This window comes from Rhizobacter sp. J219, assembly GCF_024700055.1.
Lineage (GTDB): Bacteria > Pseudomonadota > Gammaproteobacteria > Burkholderiales > Burkholderiaceae_C > Rhizobacter.
On the sequence record NZ_JAJOND010000001.1, the window covers coordinates 433,409 to 450,538 of the forward strand.

General features: G+C 71.1%; 19 protein-coding genes. 4 read left to right on the plus strand and 15 right to left on the minus strand.

Going from position 1 to position 17,130, the window contains the following annotated elements; translation table 11 throughout:
- Positions 1-10: 10 nt before the first annotated feature.
- The 12 genes from LRS03_RS02005 to LRS03_RS02060 form a co-directional block, all read right to left on the minus strand.
- Complete coding sequence (locus LRS03_RS02005; protein WP_257823618.1) at positions 11-778, minus strand: anti-sigma factor domain-containing protein; 768 nt, start codon at positions 776-778, stop codon at positions 11-13.
- Position 779: 1 nt separating this feature from the next.
- Positions 780-1,871, minus strand: a complete 1,092-nt coding sequence (locus LRS03_RS02010) for a hypothetical protein (protein ID WP_257823619.1) — start codon at positions 1,869-1,871, stop codon at positions 780-782.
- Between the two features lie 44 nt (positions 1,872-1,915).
- Complete coding sequence (locus LRS03_RS02015) at positions 1,916-3,040, minus strand: NHL domain-containing protein (protein ID WP_257823620.1); 1,125 nt, start codon at positions 3,038-3,040, stop codon at positions 1,916-1,918.
- Positions 3,037-4,089, minus strand: coding sequence for an NHL repeat-containing protein (locus tag LRS03_RS02020; protein WP_257823621.1), 1,053 nt, complete (start codon positions 4,087-4,089; stop codon positions 3,037-3,039). The genes LRS03_RS02015 and LRS03_RS02020 overlap by 4 nt, the downstream gene beginning before the upstream one ends.
- 75 nt (positions 4,090-4,164) lie before the next feature.
- A complete protein-coding gene (locus LRS03_RS02025) occupies positions 4,165-5,985 on the minus strand; it encodes an Ig-like domain-containing protein (protein ID WP_257823622.1) in 1,821 nt (606 codons plus the stop codon).
- A complete protein-coding gene (locus LRS03_RS02030; protein ID WP_257823623.1) occupies positions 5,976-6,410 on the minus strand; it encodes an EAL domain-containing protein in 435 nt (144 codons plus the stop codon). Before LRS03_RS02030 ends, LRS03_RS02025 begins: the two co-directional genes overlap by 10 nt.
- Positions 6,410-7,423, minus strand: coding sequence for a diguanylate cyclase domain-containing protein (locus LRS03_RS02035; RefSeq protein ID WP_308296474.1), 1,014 nt, complete (start codon positions 7,421-7,423; stop codon positions 6,410-6,412). The genes LRS03_RS02030 and LRS03_RS02035 overlap by 1 nt, the downstream gene beginning before the upstream one ends.
- A 14-nt stretch (positions 7,424-7,437) precedes the next feature.
- Positions 7,438-8,145, minus strand: coding sequence for a glutathione S-transferase family protein (locus tag LRS03_RS02040; protein WP_257823624.1), 708 nt, complete (start codon positions 8,143-8,145; stop codon positions 7,438-7,440).
- 98 nt (positions 8,146-8,243) lie between these two features.
- Positions 8,244-8,729: a tetratricopeptide repeat protein gene (locus LRS03_RS02045; protein WP_257823625.1), complete on the minus strand. Its 486-nt coding sequence runs from the start codon at positions 8,727-8,729 to the stop codon at positions 8,244-8,246.
- A 108-nt stretch (positions 8,730-8,837) separates the two neighbouring features.
- Positions 8,838-9,689, minus strand: coding sequence for an alpha/beta hydrolase family protein (locus LRS03_RS02050; protein ID WP_257823626.1), 852 nt, complete (start codon positions 9,687-9,689; stop codon positions 8,838-8,840).
- The gene (locus LRS03_RS02055; protein ID WP_257823627.1) at positions 9,686-10,255 is read right to left on the minus strand and encodes a cytochrome b; all 570 of its coding nucleotides are present in this window, start codon (positions 10,253-10,255) and stop codon (positions 9,686-9,688) included. The genes LRS03_RS02050 and LRS03_RS02055 overlap by 4 nt, the downstream gene beginning before the upstream one ends.
- Positions 10,252-10,941, minus strand: a complete 690-nt coding sequence (locus tag LRS03_RS02060) for an RNA polymerase sigma factor (protein WP_257823628.1) — start codon at positions 10,939-10,941, stop codon at positions 10,252-10,254. The genes LRS03_RS02055 and LRS03_RS02060 overlap by 4 nt, the downstream gene beginning before the upstream one ends.
- A 199-nt stretch (positions 10,942-11,140) precedes the next feature.
- Between LRS03_RS02060 and LRS03_RS02065 the strand changes: the two genes are divergently transcribed.
- The gene (locus tag LRS03_RS02065; RefSeq protein ID WP_257823629.1) at positions 11,141-12,166 is read left to right on the plus strand and encodes an aldo/keto reductase; all 1,026 of its coding nucleotides are present in this window, start codon (positions 11,141-11,143) and stop codon (positions 12,164-12,166) included.
- Positions 12,167-12,385: 219 nt separating this feature from the next.
- On the opposite strand, the gene LRS03_RS02070 is transcribed toward LRS03_RS02065, so the two are convergent.
- Both LRS03_RS02070 and LRS03_RS02075 read right to left on the minus strand, forming a co-directional pair.
- Positions 12,386-12,586 carry a hypothetical protein gene (locus LRS03_RS02070; RefSeq protein ID WP_257823630.1) on the minus strand — a complete coding sequence of 67 codons (201 nt, stop codon included), beginning with the start codon at positions 12,584-12,586 and terminating at the stop codon, positions 12,386-12,388.
- 3 nt (positions 12,587-12,589) lie between these two features.
- On the minus strand, positions 12,590-12,784 hold the full coding sequence (locus LRS03_RS02075) for a hypothetical protein (protein ID WP_257823631.1): 195 nt from the start codon (positions 12,782-12,784) through the stop codon (positions 12,590-12,592).
- 14 nt (positions 12,785-12,798) lie between these two features.
- Here LRS03_RS02075 and LRS03_RS02080 point away from each other — a divergent pair, with 14 nt between their 5' ends.
- Positions 12,799-14,871 (plus strand): BACON domain-containing protein, encoded by a 2,073-nt coding sequence (locus tag LRS03_RS02080; RefSeq protein WP_257823632.1) that lies wholly within the window; start codon positions 12,799-12,801, stop codon positions 14,869-14,871.
- A gap of 10 nt (positions 14,872-14,881) precedes the next feature.
- Here the strand turns inward: LRS03_RS02080 and gntR are convergent, their stop codons facing one another.
- Complete coding sequence (gntR, locus tag LRS03_RS02085; protein WP_257823633.1) at positions 14,882-15,904, minus strand: HTH-type transcriptional regulator GntR; 1,023 nt, start codon at positions 15,902-15,904, stop codon at positions 14,882-14,884.
- Positions 15,905-16,108: 204 nt separating this feature from the next.
- On the opposite strand from gntR, the gene LRS03_RS02090 reads away from it, so the two are divergent.
- Entirely contained in the window at positions 16,109-16,615 is a 507-nt protein-coding gene (locus LRS03_RS02090) for a gluconokinase (RefSeq protein WP_257823634.1), read from the plus strand.
- Positions 16,612-17,115: a TRAP transporter small permease subunit gene (locus tag LRS03_RS02095; RefSeq protein WP_257823635.1), complete on the plus strand. Its 504-nt coding sequence runs from the start codon at positions 16,612-16,614 to the stop codon at positions 17,113-17,115. The genes LRS03_RS02090 and LRS03_RS02095 overlap by 4 nt, the downstream gene beginning before the upstream one ends.
- Positions 17,116-17,130: the final 15 nt, after the last annotated feature.

Here is a 17,130-nt window from a genome sequence, read left to right on the forward strand (position 1 = left end):
AGACGCAGCATCACCACAGCTTGGCGCACGGTCCGCTCAGCAGCAGCGCGCCCGGCGCCGCCGCACCCGGCGCGTCGGCGTGCACGGCCAGGCGCGTCACCTGCGCGAAGAGCTGCTCCGAGGTGGCACCGAGCTGCAGCTCGGCCTTGCCTGCGGCGGGCAGGATGCCCACGAGAAACGGCGCGGCCCCGTCGGCCGGGTAGGCCCACAGGCGTGCCAGGCGCTGCGGTGGCAGTGCCGAGAGTGGCCGCAGCAGCTTGAGGTGGACCACGCGGCCGTGGCGGCGCGAGCTCACGATGAGCCCGCCCTGGCCCTGCGCATCGGCGAGCACGCCGACATAGGAAGCCGGCAGGCTGTCGCGCGCCGGCTCCAGGCCGGCGAGTGCAGGCTGCAGCAGCATCACCGTCACCGCGAGGGCGCCGCCCAGGGCCATGCCGGTGGCCGGGCGCCACCAGGGGCCGGCGAGCCACGCACGCCAGCGTGCTCGATGCGGCGGCGCAGCGGGGGGTGTGCTGGCGGCAGTGCTCGTGTCGGGCAATGGAAGCGGCGCGCCGAACAGTCGCCGCTCCAGCCGCTCGCGCAGCCAGGGCGAGACAGTCAGGCGGGGCAGGCTGTTGTTCATCTGCGCCAGGCGGGCCTGCCAGGCGGCCAGGGCAAGGGCGGCCACCGGCTGCTCGCGCAGCAGGCGCTCGAAGCGGCGTCGTGCGCGCGCGGTGAGCAGGCCGCTGGCGTAGTCCTGGGCCAGCGCGTCCAGCACGGCGGGGGCCTTGCGGTTCATGTCAGGGCAGCACCACGCGACCCACGCCACGCGCGGTGGTGAAGAAGACCGTCCTGCCGTCGGCGGCGAGTGCGATGTGCCCGATTCGGCCGAACTGACCGACCTGCGCCACCGCCGTGCTCACCTCGCCGTTGGCCAGGCGCACCCGGCGCAGGCTGCGCTGGTCGGCCACGAGCAAGGTTTCCGGGCTGTCCATCACCATCGCGGTGGGGCCGGTGAAGCGGGCGGCGTCGCCGATGCCGTCGACGTGGCCGACCTCGCCGGGCACACCGGCCAGCACGCGCCGGTTGCCCGGCGTGCCGTCGCCCACGAGGATGACGCTGTTGCTGCTGCAGGCGTGGCCGGGGCCGCCGTTGATGCGCGAGATGCCGGCGCAGAGCACGCGGTCGAGCACGTCCACGGGGCGCTGGCTGGTGGTGGTGGTGGCGATGGTCTGCAGCGTCTGGTTGCCGAATTCCGCCATCAGCAGCTCGGTGGCGCCGGGCATCATGGCCGCGAGCAGGGTGGGGCGGTCGAGTGCCGCGTCGTCGCGGGGCCGCAGGGGCAGGCCCAGGGCGTCGTTGCCGCCGCCCGGGGGCGCGCCGACGGTGGTGTCGCCGGCGGTGCCGCGGCCCATGATCGAGGTGACGCTGCCGGAGTTGCCCACCCCGGTGTCGGGCGCCACGCTGAGCACGCGGTGCGCGCCGCGGTCGGCGATGAAGAGCTGCCCGCTGGTGGGCTCTATGGCGAGGCCTCCCGGTGTGATGAGGCGGGCGTCGTTGCGCGAGCCTTGCACGTCGCCGGCTTCATTCAGGCGGCCCACGGCCGTGGTGACGCTGCCGTCGGCGGCCACACGGCGCACGGCATGGCAGACGCCGTCGGCCACGAGCACGCTGCCATCGCGGTCGATGGCGATGCCGTCGGTCGAGCCGAAGCGGGCGATGGTGGCGGGGCCGTCGACGCAGCCGACGTCGGTCGTCGAGCCGGCGAGCAGCGTCACTTCGGGGGGCGGCGGTGGCGCGGGGGGTGAGTCCGCGGGCCCGTAGCCTGGGTCACCGCCACAGGCGGCCAGCAGAAGGGTGATGCAGGTGAGGGCAAGGTGGCGCGGTGTCATGGGTGGAGGGGGGTGGTGAAGGAGGGGATGACGGGCCGCTGCGCTCAGGGCAGCAGCACCCGGCCGATGCCGGTCGGGGTGGTGAAGAACAGCGTGCGGCCATCGGCCGAGAGCACGATCTGGCGTGGCGTGCCGACGCGGTCCAGCCCGCGCAGCACGGTGCGGACTTCGCCGCTGCCGATGTCGAGCTCGCGCAGCAGCTCGCGGTCGGCCACCCACAGGCGCGTGCCCGTGGCCTGGGCCAGCCCGGTGCTGCCGAGGAAGCGCGCCTGGTCGCCGATGCCATCGGTGTCGGCACGGAAGTTCTGTCGCCCGGCGAGGGTGATCGTGGGCTGGCCGTCGCGCAGGCTGGCGCCGATGGTCGTGCTGCGCGAGCAGATCAGCGGCGCGGTGCTGGTCGTGGCGGTGAGCAGGCCCTGGCAGTTGTCGCGGCTGCTCACGATGACGGGCGTGCTCGAGGGTTCGCGCCGCACCTGTTGCGTGAGCTGGTTGCCGGCGTCGACGAACTCGATCAGCGACTCGCCCTCGGGCGACGCAGCGGCCATCGGCGCGATGAAGGTGGGGTGGTCGAGGGCCGCACGGTCCTGGCGGCGGCGCGGCAGGCCGTAGGGGTCGGTGCCCGCGCCGGGTTGCCCAGCCGGAATCGCACCCACCGTGGTGGCGCCCGCGGCGCCGGTGCCCATCAAGGACACGACCGCGCCGTCGCTGGCCTGGATGCGCAGCAGGCGATGGGCTTCGTTGTCGGTCACGAAGACGTTGCCGGTGCCCGGCTCGATCGCCAGGCCGAAGGGCGCGCGCAGGCGCACCTGCTCGCGCGGGCCTTGCTGGTCGCCAGCGATGCCGAGGCGGCCGGCGAAGGTGCTCACCGTGCCGTCTCGCGCCACGCGGCGGATCGCCGAGCAGCCGGGGTCGGCCACCAGCAGGTCGCCGTTGGCGTCGAGTGCCAGGCCCTGGGGCGAGCTGAGGCGCGCCCTGGCGGCGGGACCGTCGACGCAGCCCAGCTGGCTCGGGTGACCGGAGAGCAACGTGGGCTCGCCGGGCGCCTGGGGTGATGCTGTGGGAGCAGGCGGGGCGTCGCCGCCGCCCGAGCCGCCGCAGGCCGCGAGCGCGAGGCACACGAGCCAGGCCGGTGCGTGAGTCGTCAGGAAGATGGGCACGAGGCGGCTCATGGTCGGGCCACCCGCACCACCGCCGTGGCGGTCGTGAAGAAGAAGGTCTGCCCGTCGGCCGTGGTCGCCAGCGCACGGGGTGCGCCGGCGATGGCGTCGATGCCGCGCAGCAGCGTGCGCACGTTGCTGCGCTCGTCGAACTCGCGGATGCTCGTCGCGTCGGCCACGTAGAACGCGCCGCGCTGCTGCCGGTCGGAGGCCAGGCCCGAGGGCGTGGTGAACCGCACCGCGTCGCCGGTGCCGTCGATGGCGCCGGGCGTGGCCACGTCGCCGGCGGCGAACTGGCCGGCCACGCTGTTGCCGTTCGAATCGTCACGCTCGGACGACACGGCATGCCCATTGGTGAACACGCGCGTGCCGGCGATCGGGCTCAGGAACACGGCGTCGGTCTGCCCGACGCTGCCGTGCGTGATGAGTCGGCGCGTGTCCGGCTCGAAGCGGCGCAGGGCCCGGTTGCCGGCGTCGACGAACAGCACTTCCCCCGCGCGGATGGCCAGGGCCTCGGGCACGTTGAGGGCGCCGGTGAGCGAGGAGACATTGCCGCCCAGGGGAAGGGGGCCTGCACGCCCGGTGCCGAGCAGGCGGGTCACGCTGCCATCGGTCGCGATGCGCAGCACGCGGTGCGTGCCGGCATCGCTCATCACGAGCGAACCGTTGGCATCGATGGCCAGGCCATGCGGCCGGGTGAAGCGCGAAATGGTCTGCGCTCCGGGCACGTCGCCTGCCTGGCCCATCACACCGGCGAAGGTGCTCACGGTGCCGTTGGCATCGATGCGCCGCAGCGCGTTGCAGCCGCGGTCGGCCACGTAGATGTTGCCGGCGTCGTCGATGGCGATGCCTTGCAGGTCGCCGAAGCGCGCCGAGGCGGCGGAGCCGTCGATGCAGCCGCTCTGGGTGGCGCTGCCGGCCAGCGGCACGACGGTGGGTGTGCCGCCGGGTGCGGGGCTGGGCGGCGCGTCGCCACCACCGCCACCGCAGGCGGCCAGCGCCAGGGCGCACAGCGTGCTCGGCACGAGGCCGCGAATGAAAGGGAGTCGGGGAGTGCGCATGTTGTCAGGTCGGGTGAGTCCAGAAGGAGGAAGGGCTGCCGTCACATACGGCCGGGCCGCCGGAAAGACGCAGGCTCACGGCTCTTGCGGTGTCTGCACGGTCACGGTGACCACGCCGCTCGCGCTGCGGCCGGTTCCGTCGCTCACCGTGTAGGTAAAGCTGTCGCTGCCCTCGAATCCGGGTGTGGGCGTGTAGACGATCTGCGTGCCCTCGATGCGCACGCTGCCGTGCGATGGGGTTCCCACCGTGGCGATGGCCAGCGTGTCGCCATCGGCATCGACGTCGTTGGCCAGCACGCTGATGCGGGTGTCGATCGGCAGGCCCTGCAGACCGCTGTTGAGCGCGAAGGCGTTGTCGGCCTGCGCCACCGGCGGGTGGCGACGCGGGCCTCGGACGGTGGTGGTGCTGCTGTCTTGCGCGCGGAACACATCGACCTTCTGCTTGTGGTCCACCGGCTGGGCCAGGGCACGTGCGATCCACGCGGGCTCGAGCGGCACCTGCTCTTCGCGTTCATCGATGAGCACCTGCCGCACCGGCGCGGGTGCCGGTGCGGGGGCCGGGGGCGGCGCAAGCGCGACCACGCTCTCTTCGATGGCGGTGTAGGCCAGGTCGACGCGGCGGTTGAGGGGGCGGCCGGTGCTGTCGTTGGGGTGGCGGGGGCTCGACTCGCCGTGGGCTTCGAGCACGAAGGCCTCGGCGGGCAGGCCGCTCGCCTGCGCGAGATGGGCCAGCACGGCACTTGCACGGCGACGCGACAGCGCCAGGTTGTAGGCATCGCTTCCGATGTCGCAGGTGTGCCCGCTGACGCGGATGCGCGCTGGTGGCGCCGGCTGGCGGCGCAGCTCGTCGGCGATGGACTGCAGGGCCGCACGACCCGGATCGCTCAGCCGTGCGCTGTCGAACTCGAAGAGGCTGACGGCAGGCAGAGACAGCTCGCGCTCGACGCGGCGGGTCTCGTGGCGCGCGGTGGCAGCCGGTTCCGGCTCGGGCGGCGGCGCTGGCGTTTCCACGCGCTGCGTGCGCTGCTTGCGCAGCAGCGCTTCGTGCCGCCAGGCCGGGCCGAAGTGGTAGCGGTACATCAGGGCCAGCCGCTGCTCGGTGCTGCCGGTGTCGATGCCGTCCTGGCCGCGTTGATTGCGCAGCTCGGCGCGCAGCTCGAGCGCATGAGGCGTGTTGCGGAAGAACTTCTCGGCGGCCACGCTCATGCTGGCCTGCCGTGCCGCGCTGCCACCGCGTTCCAGGTCGAGCCCGGTGGTCACGCGCAGGCCCAGGTCTTCGAGGTACAGGCCGGCGCGCAGGCCGAGGCCGCGGCGGTAGGCCTGCTCGTAGAACACGCTGCGTGTGGTGAGGGTCGCGTCTTGCTCGAAGGGCACCGGGTCGGGCACGCCGGGCACTGTGTCGAAGCCGGTCTCGGTGAGGGTGGTGCTCGTCTCGCGGGTGTCGAGCACTCGCCGGCCGCTGCGCGAGGCCGAGGCATAGAGCCCCCAGAACCACCGCGTGTGCTCCAGGCCGGCACCGAGCGTGAGCTTGTGGTCGTGCTGGCGGTTCTGGTCGACGGCGACGAAGAGCTTGCGCACCGCGCCTACCTCCAGCCCCGGCGACCAGGCATGTGGCAGCCAGTGCATCGACAGCTTGGCGCCACCTGCGCTGGTGCGCGCCGCCCAGGCGTCGGCGACGAGCGCGGCGCTGGGCGAGAAGCGCCAGGGCCAGCGCAGGTCGCCCCGCAGGTGATCGGTGCTGTCGAAGCCCAGGCCGAGGCGCAGGCTGTCGCCGACGTAGCGCTCGGTGCCCGCGGGCACTTCGGTGGTGGTGGTCGTTTCGGATTCGGCGGCGCGTGCGCAGAGGGCCACGAGGGCGAGGCAGGCCACCGCGATGCGGTTCAGATTCAGAGGCATGGGACGGGGAGAAGAGCTTGGAAAGGGGCGTGCCGGGTGCTGGCCGGCCAGGGGCTTGCGGCCTGCGCGATGCGCCACTCGGAGAACTGCGGCACCGGCATGGGCGGCCCGATGTGCGTGCCTTGCACCAGGTCGCAGCCGACGGACTGCAGCAGCGCGCACACGGCGGCGTCTTCCACGCCTTCTGCGACCACGCGCAGGCCGAGCCCGTGGGCGAGGTCGATGGTCGAGCGCACGATGCGCGCATCGCTCGCGTCTTCGGCCATGCCGAGCACGAAGGCCTGGTCGATCTTCAGTTCATCGACCGGCAGCCGCTTGAGGTAGCTCAGGGCCGAGTGGCCGGTGCCGAAGTCGTCGATCGACAGGCGGAAGCCGAGGCCGCGCAGCTGCTGCAGGGTGGCCACGGCCAGCTCGGGCTCGTCCATCACGGCGCCTTCGGTGAGCCCAGGCAGAAGGCCTGGGCCGGCAGGCCGTGGCGCTGCAGCACGGCTGAGAACTTGGGCGCGAGTTCGGCGTCTTGCAGGTCGTGGGCCGACAGGTTGAGCGACAGCACGAAGGGCTCGCCCGTGGCCGACAGGCTCTTCCAGGCGCGTGCGGCTTCGTCGAGCATCCACAGCGTGAGCAGGCGGATGAAGCCGGTCTGCTCGGCGAACGGAATGAACTCGCGCGGCAGCAGCAGGCCGCGGCCCGGGTGCTGCCAGCGGATCAGCGCCTCGGCGCCGGCCACGCGGCCACAGCGCAACGAGCGCTGCGGCTGCAGGTGCAGGCGCAACTGGCCTTCGTCGACGGCCTGGCGCAGCTCGCCCAGCAGCGAGACGCTGCGAGCCGGTGTCGGGTGGGTTGTCTCGGCGTAGGCGAGCGGGCCTTCGCGGCGGCGCTTGGCCAGGTACATCGCGGCTTCGGCGCGGTGCACCAGGGTGTCGGCCTCGGTGGCATCGCGGGGCCACAGGGCCATGCCGATGCTGGCGTGCGTGTCGACCGCGTGGGACTCGATCGTGCTCGCGTCGGCCAGCACGTGGTGCAGCCGCATCGCCGTGGCCTGCATCAGCGATGCGGCCGTGCGTGCCGGCAGGCCGGGCAGCAGCACGGCGAAGGTGTTGCCGCCCAGGCGGGCGAGCACGCGGTCGCGCCCCATCTCGTCGGTCAGCCGGGCGGCGACGCGCTGCAGGGTGAGGTCGCCGATGCGGTAACCCAGCGCTTCGTTGACGAGCCGGAAGCGGTCGATGTCGAGCACGATGACGGCGGCCGCGAGCTGCTCGGCGGCATCGGCCGCCAGCGCGGCGCGCACCATGCGGCGAAAGGTGGCCCGGCCGACCAGGCCGGTCAGGGGTCGCGCTCGTCGAGCGCGGTGGGGGTGGGCTGCATCTCCAGGTCCTCGGTGGCATGCCGATGGGCATCGATGCCACCGACATACGGGCCGGGGATGGGAAAGACGCAGCGGTCAGCGTGTCGTCAGCGCCAGGCGGCCTGGGCCGGCACATCGCCATAGCGGGCGTGCACCTGGCGCCAGTAGGCGGTGAGGGTGGGGTAGTCCTGCAGCAGGCGTGCGCCGCGCACCGAGCGGCGCAGAAAGAGCAGCTGCGCGTACCAGGCGAAGTCGCACACGGTGGGGTGCTCGCCGTAGAGCCACTCGGCGCTGCCGAGCCGGTCACGTGCGAAGTCGAGCATGCGGCGCATGTCGGCCTCGATCTGTGCCGGTGTCTGGAGGCCGATGCCCTGTCGGTGGAGCTGCTTGCGGATGCGCATGCGATAGGCATGCGCCATGAGCGCGCCCAGGGGCCCGCGCGGGAAGCGCTGGCGCACCGCCGGCCAACCCTCGGGGTCGATCCAGTGCGACCACAGCGCGGGGTAGTGGAACTCGCCGTCGATCCAATGCTCGAGCTTGTCGTGCTCGGCGAGTTGGGCTGCGTCGAGGGGCAGCGCGCGGGGCTCGGGGCAGCGGCGTTCCACCTCGCGTGCGATGTGTGCCGAATCGACGATGAACTCGCCGTCCCAGTCGATCGACGGGACCTTGCCCGTGCCCTTGGTCTGCAAGCGCCACCAGTGCGGCGGCGAGATGGCGTTGAGCGTCTCGAAGGCGAGCTGCTTGTGGCGCAGCAGCGCGCGGACCTTGCCGCAGAACGGCGAGGTGGGGAAGTCGTACAGGCGCAGGGTCGGCATGGTGGGGCGGCCTGCAGCCGCAACGGCGGCCGCAGGCACTCGATGATGCCAGCGGCCGCGTGGTGCCGTCGTCATGCGCGCGGGGCGCGCGGCGGTTCTCAGGCTTCGGGAACGTGCTTGTTGCCGTTGGCCTTGTAGCGCTCGATGGCCTTCTTCAGGTCGCGGTACTCGCTGCAGGTGAGGGTGCACAGCTTGTCGAGCGTGGCGAGACGGGCTTCGGCGGTGGTGAGGTCGCCCTTCATCAGGTAGAGCTCGCCTGAGTATTCGAGCGCGCCGCGGTGCTTGGGGTCGAGGCGCAGGGCTTCGCTGTAGTGGCGCTCGGCGCCATCGAGGTCGGGCGTCTTGCTCTTGCGCAGGCCGTAGCCCATGAGGTTGTGCCAGTCGGCGTTGCCGGTGTCGTTGACGCGGCGCAGCTCTTCCAGGCCGGCGGCCCAGCGCTTGGCGTCCATGTGGGCGCGGGCGGCGGTGAGCTTGGCATTGGCCGGGGGCGTGGTGTCGGCCGCCACGGCGGCGGTGGCGGCGATGGCCAGGCTGGCGGCGGCCAGGGCGAGGCGGGCGGAAGCGGCGATGCGGTTCAGGGTCATGGGGTTTCCTTTGCGGTCGGTGTGTGAAGGTGGGCCCGCCTTGGCGGTGGGCTCGCTGACACATACGGAGCGGGGCGCGAAAAAGACGCACCGCGCCGTGCCTGCCGCTCACACCGGGTCGAACTCGGCCAGTGCGCGCGTGATGCGCGGCCAGTGCGTCGCCTCGAAGCGGCGGCGGAAGAAACCCAGGTGGCCGATGCGCTCGCCCGGCGCGGGCTGCACGCGCTCGTGCCGGCGTGGTGCGCCGCTGTACCAGCCGAGCAGGGCGCGGGTGCCCTGCTCGCTCATCATCTCGTCGTCGGCGATGGACAAGGCCGTGACGGGCATGCGCAGGTCGGCGAAGGCGGTGCGCAGCGCGGGCGTTTCAGCGCCGAGGTGGTAGTCGGGGTCCAGGCACCAGCGCCGCCATTGCCATGCCACGCCGCGCGGCAGGTCGCCCACCAGGCGCAGGCGCCGGCCCGGGAAGTAGCCGCACAGGCTTGTCACCAGAGGCATGAGCGCGTACCAGAACGCAGGCATCCAGTGGCGCAGGGGCCGTGGGTTGTGGTGCCAGTGGCCGCTGCCCGCCGCCACGCACACCAGGCCGGCGAGGCGCTCGCGGTGGGCGAGCAGGCCGGGCAGCTGCGCGCCCAGGCTGTGGCCCACGAGATAGATCGGCCGTGCGGGTGCGCGGGTGGCGAGGGCGAGCAGGGCGGTGTCGGTGTCGCGGGCCCAGTCGATGAGGTCGGCACTCAGGTGCGCGAGCGATCCCCCGGGCCGGGAGCCGCCGCAACCGCGGTAGTCGAAGGTGAGCACCACGTGGCCCTGGCCCGCGAGCCAGGCGGCGAAGTCGGCGTAGTAGGCCATCGGCACGCCCATCGCGGCGCCGATCAGCACCGCCGAGCGTGCCGCGCCCGGCTGCCCGTACAGCCGCGCGGCAAGCGGTTGGCCATCTGGGGCGGTGAGGGTGATCGGCGTCATGGCCGGCCTGCGCGGGTGTCGGTGTTTCGTCCGAGGCCCATGCGGGCCAGCAGGCGGTCGCCGTCGAGCCACTGGTGCTTCAAGGCCGCTGCGATGTGCAGGGCGGCCAGTGCGCCGAGGATGTAGGTGCACAGGTGGTGCAGCGTCTTCAGCGTGGCGGCGAGGTCTGCATCCACGGGTACCACGTCGGGCAGCGGGTGCACGCCAAACCAGGTCACCGGGTAGCCGGCCGATGCGCTGTAGGCCCAGCCGCTCAGCGGCACGGCGAAGAAGGCGATGTAGAGCAAGGCGTGCGTGCCGTGGTGTGCGGCGCGCTGCCATGCGGGCATCCTGGCCTGCATCGACGGCGGGAGGGCCGGTGGCCGGCGCCCCAGTCGCCACAGCAGGCGCAGCGCCGACAGCATCAGCACGACCAAGCCCAGGCTCTTGTGCCAGTGGAACCAGCGGCCCCGCTCGGGCGAGAAGGGCAGCCCGGTCATGTAGAGGCCCACGCCGAGCAGGCCGAGGATGGCCAGGCCCAGGCCCCAGTGGAAGGCGATGGCCACGGGGTGGTAGCGCGCCGTCATGACACCGCCCCCACGCATTCGGCCAGGCGGGCCAGGCCGCGCCGCACCCAGGCCTTGGCGGTGCCCAGCGGCACGTTGGCCAGTTTGGCGATCTCGGCGTGCGCCATGCCGCGGTAGATGACGAGTGCGACGGCCTGGCGCTGCTCGGCGCTCAGGCTGTGCAGGCAGGCCTGGATGTTCATCTCGACGGCGTGGCGTTGCAGCAGGTGCAGCGGGTCGATGGAGGCGTCGCCCACGGTGTCGGCCAGGTGCGCCTGCTGCTCCTCGCTCAGCGGCACCATGCTGGCCACCTCTTGCTGCCGTGCGCGGCGCACGTCGATGGCGCGGTTGCGCACGATGTGGATCAGCCAGGTCATCGGGGCGGCCAGGCGCGGGTCGTAGCTCTCGGCGTGATGCCAGACCTTCACGTAGGCGTCTTGCAGCACCTCTTCGGCGAGCTCGCGTTGCCCGACCACGGTGTAGGCCACGCCCATGAGGTAGGCGCTGGTGGCGTCGTAGAGCTCGCGGAAGGCGGCGCGGTCGAGGGTGGCGACGTCCTTGATGAGCCGCACGAGCCGTGCGTTGGCCTGCTGCGTGGCGGCATCGGGGCTGCTGCGCGTGGGCAGGGTGAACACCCGCGCGGAGGCAGGGCGCTCGGTCGGTGGCGGTGGTAGGTCGTGCAAAGGCTGGCGTGCGGTGGATGGCATCTGTCGTCCCTGGTGTGGGTGAGCCATCTGCATCGGCGCGGGTCGCGTGGTGGCTCGGTGCAGGCATTGTTCGAAGCCAGGGCCGCGGCGTGAATGCACCGGGGCGGGGTATCGCTGTTCCAGTGGCGACAACAATCGCGCTTCCCAGCGCTGCCGCACGCGCTAACCTTGCGGCTCCGCTTCAGCGATCGAGCACACCATGAAATACACGCGCCTCGGGTCGACCGGCCTGCATGTTTCCCGCCTGTGCCTGGGCATGATGACCTACGGCACGCCGGAGTGGCGGCCCTGGGTCCTGGACGAAGCGGCGAGCAAGCCGCTCGTGAAACGCGCCGTCGAGCTCGGCATCAATTTCTTCGACACCGCCGACACCTACTCCGCCGGCGAGAGCGAGGTGCTCACGGGCAAGCTGCTCGGCGAGTTCTGCAAGCGCGACGAGATCGTCATCGCCACCAAGGTGTTCTTCCCGGTGTCGATGGAAACCAAGTTCGGCACGCACACCTCGGCGCAGCGCGTGCCGCTCAACACGCACGGCCTCAGCCGCAAGCGCATCTTCCACGCGATCGATGCGAGTCTGAAGCGACTCAACACCGACTACGTCGACCTCTACCAGATCCACCGCTGGGACCCGCACACGCCGATCGAAGAGACCATGGAAGCGCTGCACGATGTGGTGAAGGCCGGCAAGGCTCGCTACATCGGTGCCAGCTCGATGTGGGCCTGGCAGTTCGCCAAGGCGCAGCAGGTGGCGAAGGAAAACGGTTGGACGCGCTTCGTCAGCATGCAGAACCACTACAACCTCGCCTACCGCGAAGAAGAGCGAGAGATGCTGCCGCTGTGCCGCGAGCAGGGTGTGGGCGTGATCCCGTGGAGTCCGCTGGCGCGTGGCTTTCTCGCCGGCAACCGCGCACGTGACGACAAGACGAGCGGCGCCACCGCCCGCGCCAAGACCGACGACCTGGCCCAGCACCTCTACTACCGAGACAGCGACTTCGCGACGGTCGACCGCCTCAAGGCGATGGCCACGCAGCGTGGCGTGAGTGCGGCGACGCTGGCCTATGCGTGGCTGCTGCACCAGCCGGGCATCACCGGGCCGATCATCGGCGCGAGCAAGCTGCCGCAGTTCGACGAGGCCGCGGCGGCGGTGGAGATGAAGCTGGCGCCTGACGAGGTGAAGGCCCTGGGCGAGGGCTACGAACCGCACCCGGTGCTCGGGCATGCGTGAGTCCCCCAAGAGGGGGTGTGTCGCGTACAGCAACTCTCGATGAAGGCGGGGGTGCCAGAATTCCGCGCGGTGCCACGAGGGAGCGGGGCACGGTCCATATCAGAAGATTCAGGAGGGAAGCATGTCTCGGTTTCTGGGGGCGCTGTGCGCCCTTTTTCTTGGCTTAGTGCTGGCCTCGTGCGGCGGCGGTGGGGGTGGCGGCGGTGACACTGGTCCGGCCTATGCGGTGACCTTCAGTCCATCCACCGCGCGAGCCAACATCGTGGCAGGCACCTCGGCCTCGGTGACGGTCTCCGCCCGCGCGACCGACATGTCCATCTTCGGCAACGGCGTCTTGTACGTGTTCATCGTGGACTCGGCGGGCGTGCTCACTGGCCACCTCAGCTTGTCGACGGTCGACAACGCCACGGTGGCGGCCACCTTCTACACCTCGCCGTCGCTCGCCGAGGGGCGCCACCAGGGCACGTTCCAGGTCCAGCTGTGTGCCGATTCGCAATGCCTGAGGCAGTACCCGCGCTCGCCGGTGCCATTGCCGTACGACTTCACGGTCGTGCCCGCGCCGTTGAGCGCGATGCCTGCCACCACCACCGCCATGACCGTCCACCAGGGCGGCTCCATCACGAGTCTCGACCGTGGTCAACGTGGGCGGGCCTCGCTTGGCCTGGACGGCCAGCACCACCGCGAACTGGTTGACGCTGCAGAACGCCACCGGCAATGGGCCCGGCGCTTTCACCGTGGGCTATTCCACGGCTGGCCTTGCCCTCGGGCAACACAGCGGCCGTGTCACGGTGCGGGCCTCTGATGGGCAGACCGTGGAACTGCCGTTCACCGTCGACGTGCTGCCGGTCGAGTTCACCTTGACGTCGGGCGTGCCGGCCTTCGCCGCCGTCAATGGCGCCCCCATCGCAGCCCAGAACCTGAGTTTTGACCTGAACAACCAGGTCCCGGCACCCTGGACGGCCTCGACTGCGGCCAGCTGGATGCAGTTGAGCGCGCTGAGCGGCACCACGCCGGCCACGATCGCGCTGCAGCCCGAGCCTTCACGCTCGCTGCTGGCGAGCGGCGTGCACAGTGCCGATGTGGTGCTGTCTTCGCCGGGCATTCCGAATCGCACGGTCACGAGCCAGCTCAGCCTCACGCGTGCGACGCTGTCCGCACCGAGCACCGTGTTGACGCTTGGCGGTCTGACCGGGCGCGACATGGTCACCCCGCAGCAGGTGGCGCTGAGCCTGAACACCGGCGCGCAGGCGTGGCCCTGGAGCCTGTCGACGCTGCCGGCCTGGCTCTCCGCATCCCAGACATCGGGGCAGGTGAACCAGAGCGGCGCCAGCGTGTCCTTCCAGCCCAACGCCGCCGGCGTGACCGCAGGCTCTCTCTCATCCACCGTCACCTTCACCTCGTCGATCAACGGCGACACCGTCACGCTGCCGGTGACGGTGAACCTCAACGCCGACCAGCGCCGGCTGCTCGTCTCCGACTGGGGTGTGGGCCTCTCCGACACGCCCAACGGCCAGGTGCTGAGCCGGACCCTCACGGTGCGCGACAACTTCGCCGGTGCCTTGCCGTGGACGGCGGTGTCAAGCGCGCCCTGGCTCACCGTCACCGCGAGCGGCAACACCGGCGTGCCGTCGACGGCCACGCTGGTGGCCAACCCGGCCAGCCTGCCGTCCGAAGCGATGAGCTATGCCACCGTGACGCTGGAGCCGTCGACTGCGGGCGTGGCGCCGGCGATCGTGCGTGTGGGGCTGTGGAAGTCCGCCAGCGGACGGGTGTCGGCGACGACCGTGCCGGTGCGTTACACCAACCTCGTGGCCGACAAGATCCGCCCCTACGTCTACGCCCACAGCAGCAGCACCTCGATCGACGTCTATCACGTGTACACCGGCGCACTGGTCGACACCATCCAGGTCGGCAGCTCCACGCTGGCGCGCATGGCCGTCTCTGCCGATGGCGCTCGCCTCTACGTGGTCGAAGCCAACAACCCGGCGATCGCCGTGATCGACCTCGACACGCGCACCCGCACCGGCACCTGGGCGCTGCCGGTGCGGCCCGAGCAGGAGCTGCCGCTGCTGTCGTTCCGCCCCAATGGTGTCGAGATCGTGCTCGTGAGCGGCATACGGGCCTTCACCGCCAGCGGGCGTGACCTCGGCGTGCCCGGCATCTACGGCGGGTTGCTCGCGGCCACGGCCGATGGGCGGCGCGTCTATGCGCAAGACACGATCGGCGCGCCGACCCAGTTCTGGTCCTACGACGTGGACTACTCGGCCATCTCCGGCGGCATCCTGATGGTGCGGGCGCGGCCGAGCGTCATGTCCACCGACGGTGGCTCGTATGGCCGTGACATCGCCGTCAGTCCCGATGGCACGCGCCTCTACGTGGGCGCAGCACCGCCGTATGAATGCGCGCGCCTCGACACCGAGACGCTGCGCTTCGTCGACCAGGGCATGCCGGGCGTGACGCCGGTGTACCTCAACAACATCGAGGTGGCGAGCGATGGGCGAGTGCTCTGCGGCAGCCGGGAAATCGGCGTAGCCAACAGGATCGAGGTGCACGCGGCCGACGGCAGCTTGCTGCAGACGCTGGTCTACCCCGTCAGCGCCTTCCAGCTGCTCAACGGGCAGATGGTCGTAAGCCCCGACGGCCGGGTGGTCGTAGCGCTGTCGGACAGCCCCAACACGATCGGCTTCCTGCCGATCGCCCCCTGATGCGGGTGCGTCAACTGCTGCCGCGCAGCACGAGCTGATAGCCCACGTCGACCGAGGCCTGCGCCACCGGCTCGCGCCGCATCAGCGCGAGCAGCATGCGCGCGGCCTGCTCGCCGATCTCGGTGCGGGGCGTGTGCACGGTGGTGAGCGGCGGCAGCATCTGGTCGCTGCCGGCCAGGTCGTTGAAGCCGGCCACGGCCACACGCTCGGGCACTTTCACGCCCAGTCGCAACGCGGCGAGCAGGCCGCCCTGGGCCAGGTCGTCGTTGCAGAAGAACATGGCATCGACATCCGGGCGCGTCTTCAGCACTTCCTCGAAGAGCTGCCCGCCGAGCGCAAGCGAAGATCGCTCCGGGTTGAGCAGCTCCAGCTTCGGGTCGTAGCAGCCCGCTTCGCGCAGGCATCGGCGGTAGCCCTCGGCGCGCTGCATCACGCGCGGGTCGAGCTGTGCGGCGACGAAGGCGATGCGCTTGCGTCCGCGGGCCAGCAGGTGGGCCGTGATCGCGTGGCCGGCGTCGGTCTGCGAGAAGCCCACGCTGTGCACGCCGGGTGCATGTGTCGTCTCCATCACGTGCACGCAGGGCACGCCACTCGCAGCGATGAGCTGGCGACTGGCCTCGGTGCGGTCGAAGCCGGTCACCAGCAGGCCCGCCGGGCGGTGTGCCATGTAGCTGCGCAGCAGTTGCTCTTCTTCCTGCGGGTCGTAGTGGGTGACGCCGATGAGGGTCTGGAAGCCGGCGGGAAGCAGCGTGCGGTGCACCGCTTCGAGCAGGTCGACGAAGAGTGTGTTGGTGAGCAACGGGATCAGCACCGCCACATGCGAGCTGCGCGCGGAGGCGAGGGCGCGGGCTGCCGGGTCGGGCACGTAGCCGAGCTGTTGCGCAGCCGCCTGCACGCGGGCCACGAGGTCGGCGGCCACGCTGCGTTCGCCACGCAAGGCGCGCGACACGGTGATCGGGCTGACGCCGGCCGCAGCGGCCACGTCGCCCAAGGTGACCCGTCCTGTGGCGCGAGGGCGTCGGGAAGAAGGCATAGAGAACCAGTGGCGGAGTCGGAAACGCCGGCTACGGGTTAGCCCGCATGGCGAGGGGATTCAGGAGGCCTAGGATAGCGCTATCCAATCGTTCGCATCAAGGTCATCCCCTCGTGGGTTTCCCTGAGAAGTGATGATGTCGACGAGCGGTGGGGCGGCCGCATGCAGGGCCTTTTTTCGGGCTCAACGAGATAGCGCTATCCAATGTCTTTCGTCGTGTTCATGGGTGTGGCCGGTTGCGGCAAGTCGAGTGCAGGCCAGGCCGTGGCGCAGCGCATGGGCTGGACCTTGATCGAGGGTGACGACTACCACCTCGACACCAGCAAGGCCAAGATGCGACAGGGCATCGCCCTCGACGACACCGACCGGGCCGAGTGGCTGGCAATCCTGGGCACGCTGCTGGCCGATCAGCAACGCCGTGGCCAGTCGGCCGCGCTGACCTGCTCGGCGCTCAAGCGCAGCTACCGCGACCTCTTGCGCAGCCGCAACGCCGGCTTGCGCTTCGTCTACCTGGAAATCGACAAACCGCACGCGCTGGCGCGTGTGGCGGCGCGTGCGGGGGAGCACCTCTTCCCGCCGAGCCTGGTCGACAGCCAGTTCGCCACGCTGGAGCCACCGCTTGGCGAGCCCGGCGTGTTGTGCATCGATGCGCTGTTGCCGCGCGACCTGCTGGCCGATCGCGTGGCCGACTGGCTGAGGAGCACGCCATGAGCCCACACGACGCTCCCCGCTCCCGCGTTCAGCGCCTCGCCGAAAGCGCGATGGCGCTGGCGCTGGCCGTGATGGCGCTCGCGGTCTTCATCAACGTGGTGCTGCGCTACGGCTTCGGCAACGGCATCGCGGCGAGCGAAGAACTCTCGCGCCTGCTCTTTGTGTGGATGGTGTTCATCGGCGCGACCGCGGCCTATCCGCTCGGCGAGCACATGGCGTTCACGAGCCTCTTGCGGCCCCTGCAGAAACGGCCGCTGGCGATGAAGGCCATGGCCGCCGTGATCCACGCCCTGGTCGTGCTGGCCTGCGTGCTCGTGGGGTGGGGCGCCTGGCAGCAGGTGGTGGTGGGCCTCGACAGCAAGAGCGTGGTGATGGGCTACTCGGCCGCGCTGCTGCCCTTGCCGGCGTTCCTCTCGTCGGTGGCCATCGGGGCGATGGCGCTCGTGAACCTCGTGCGCGGCAAGTCCATCGACCTCGGCCACGCGGCCGACGTGGAATGAAGGCGAGGGCAGTCA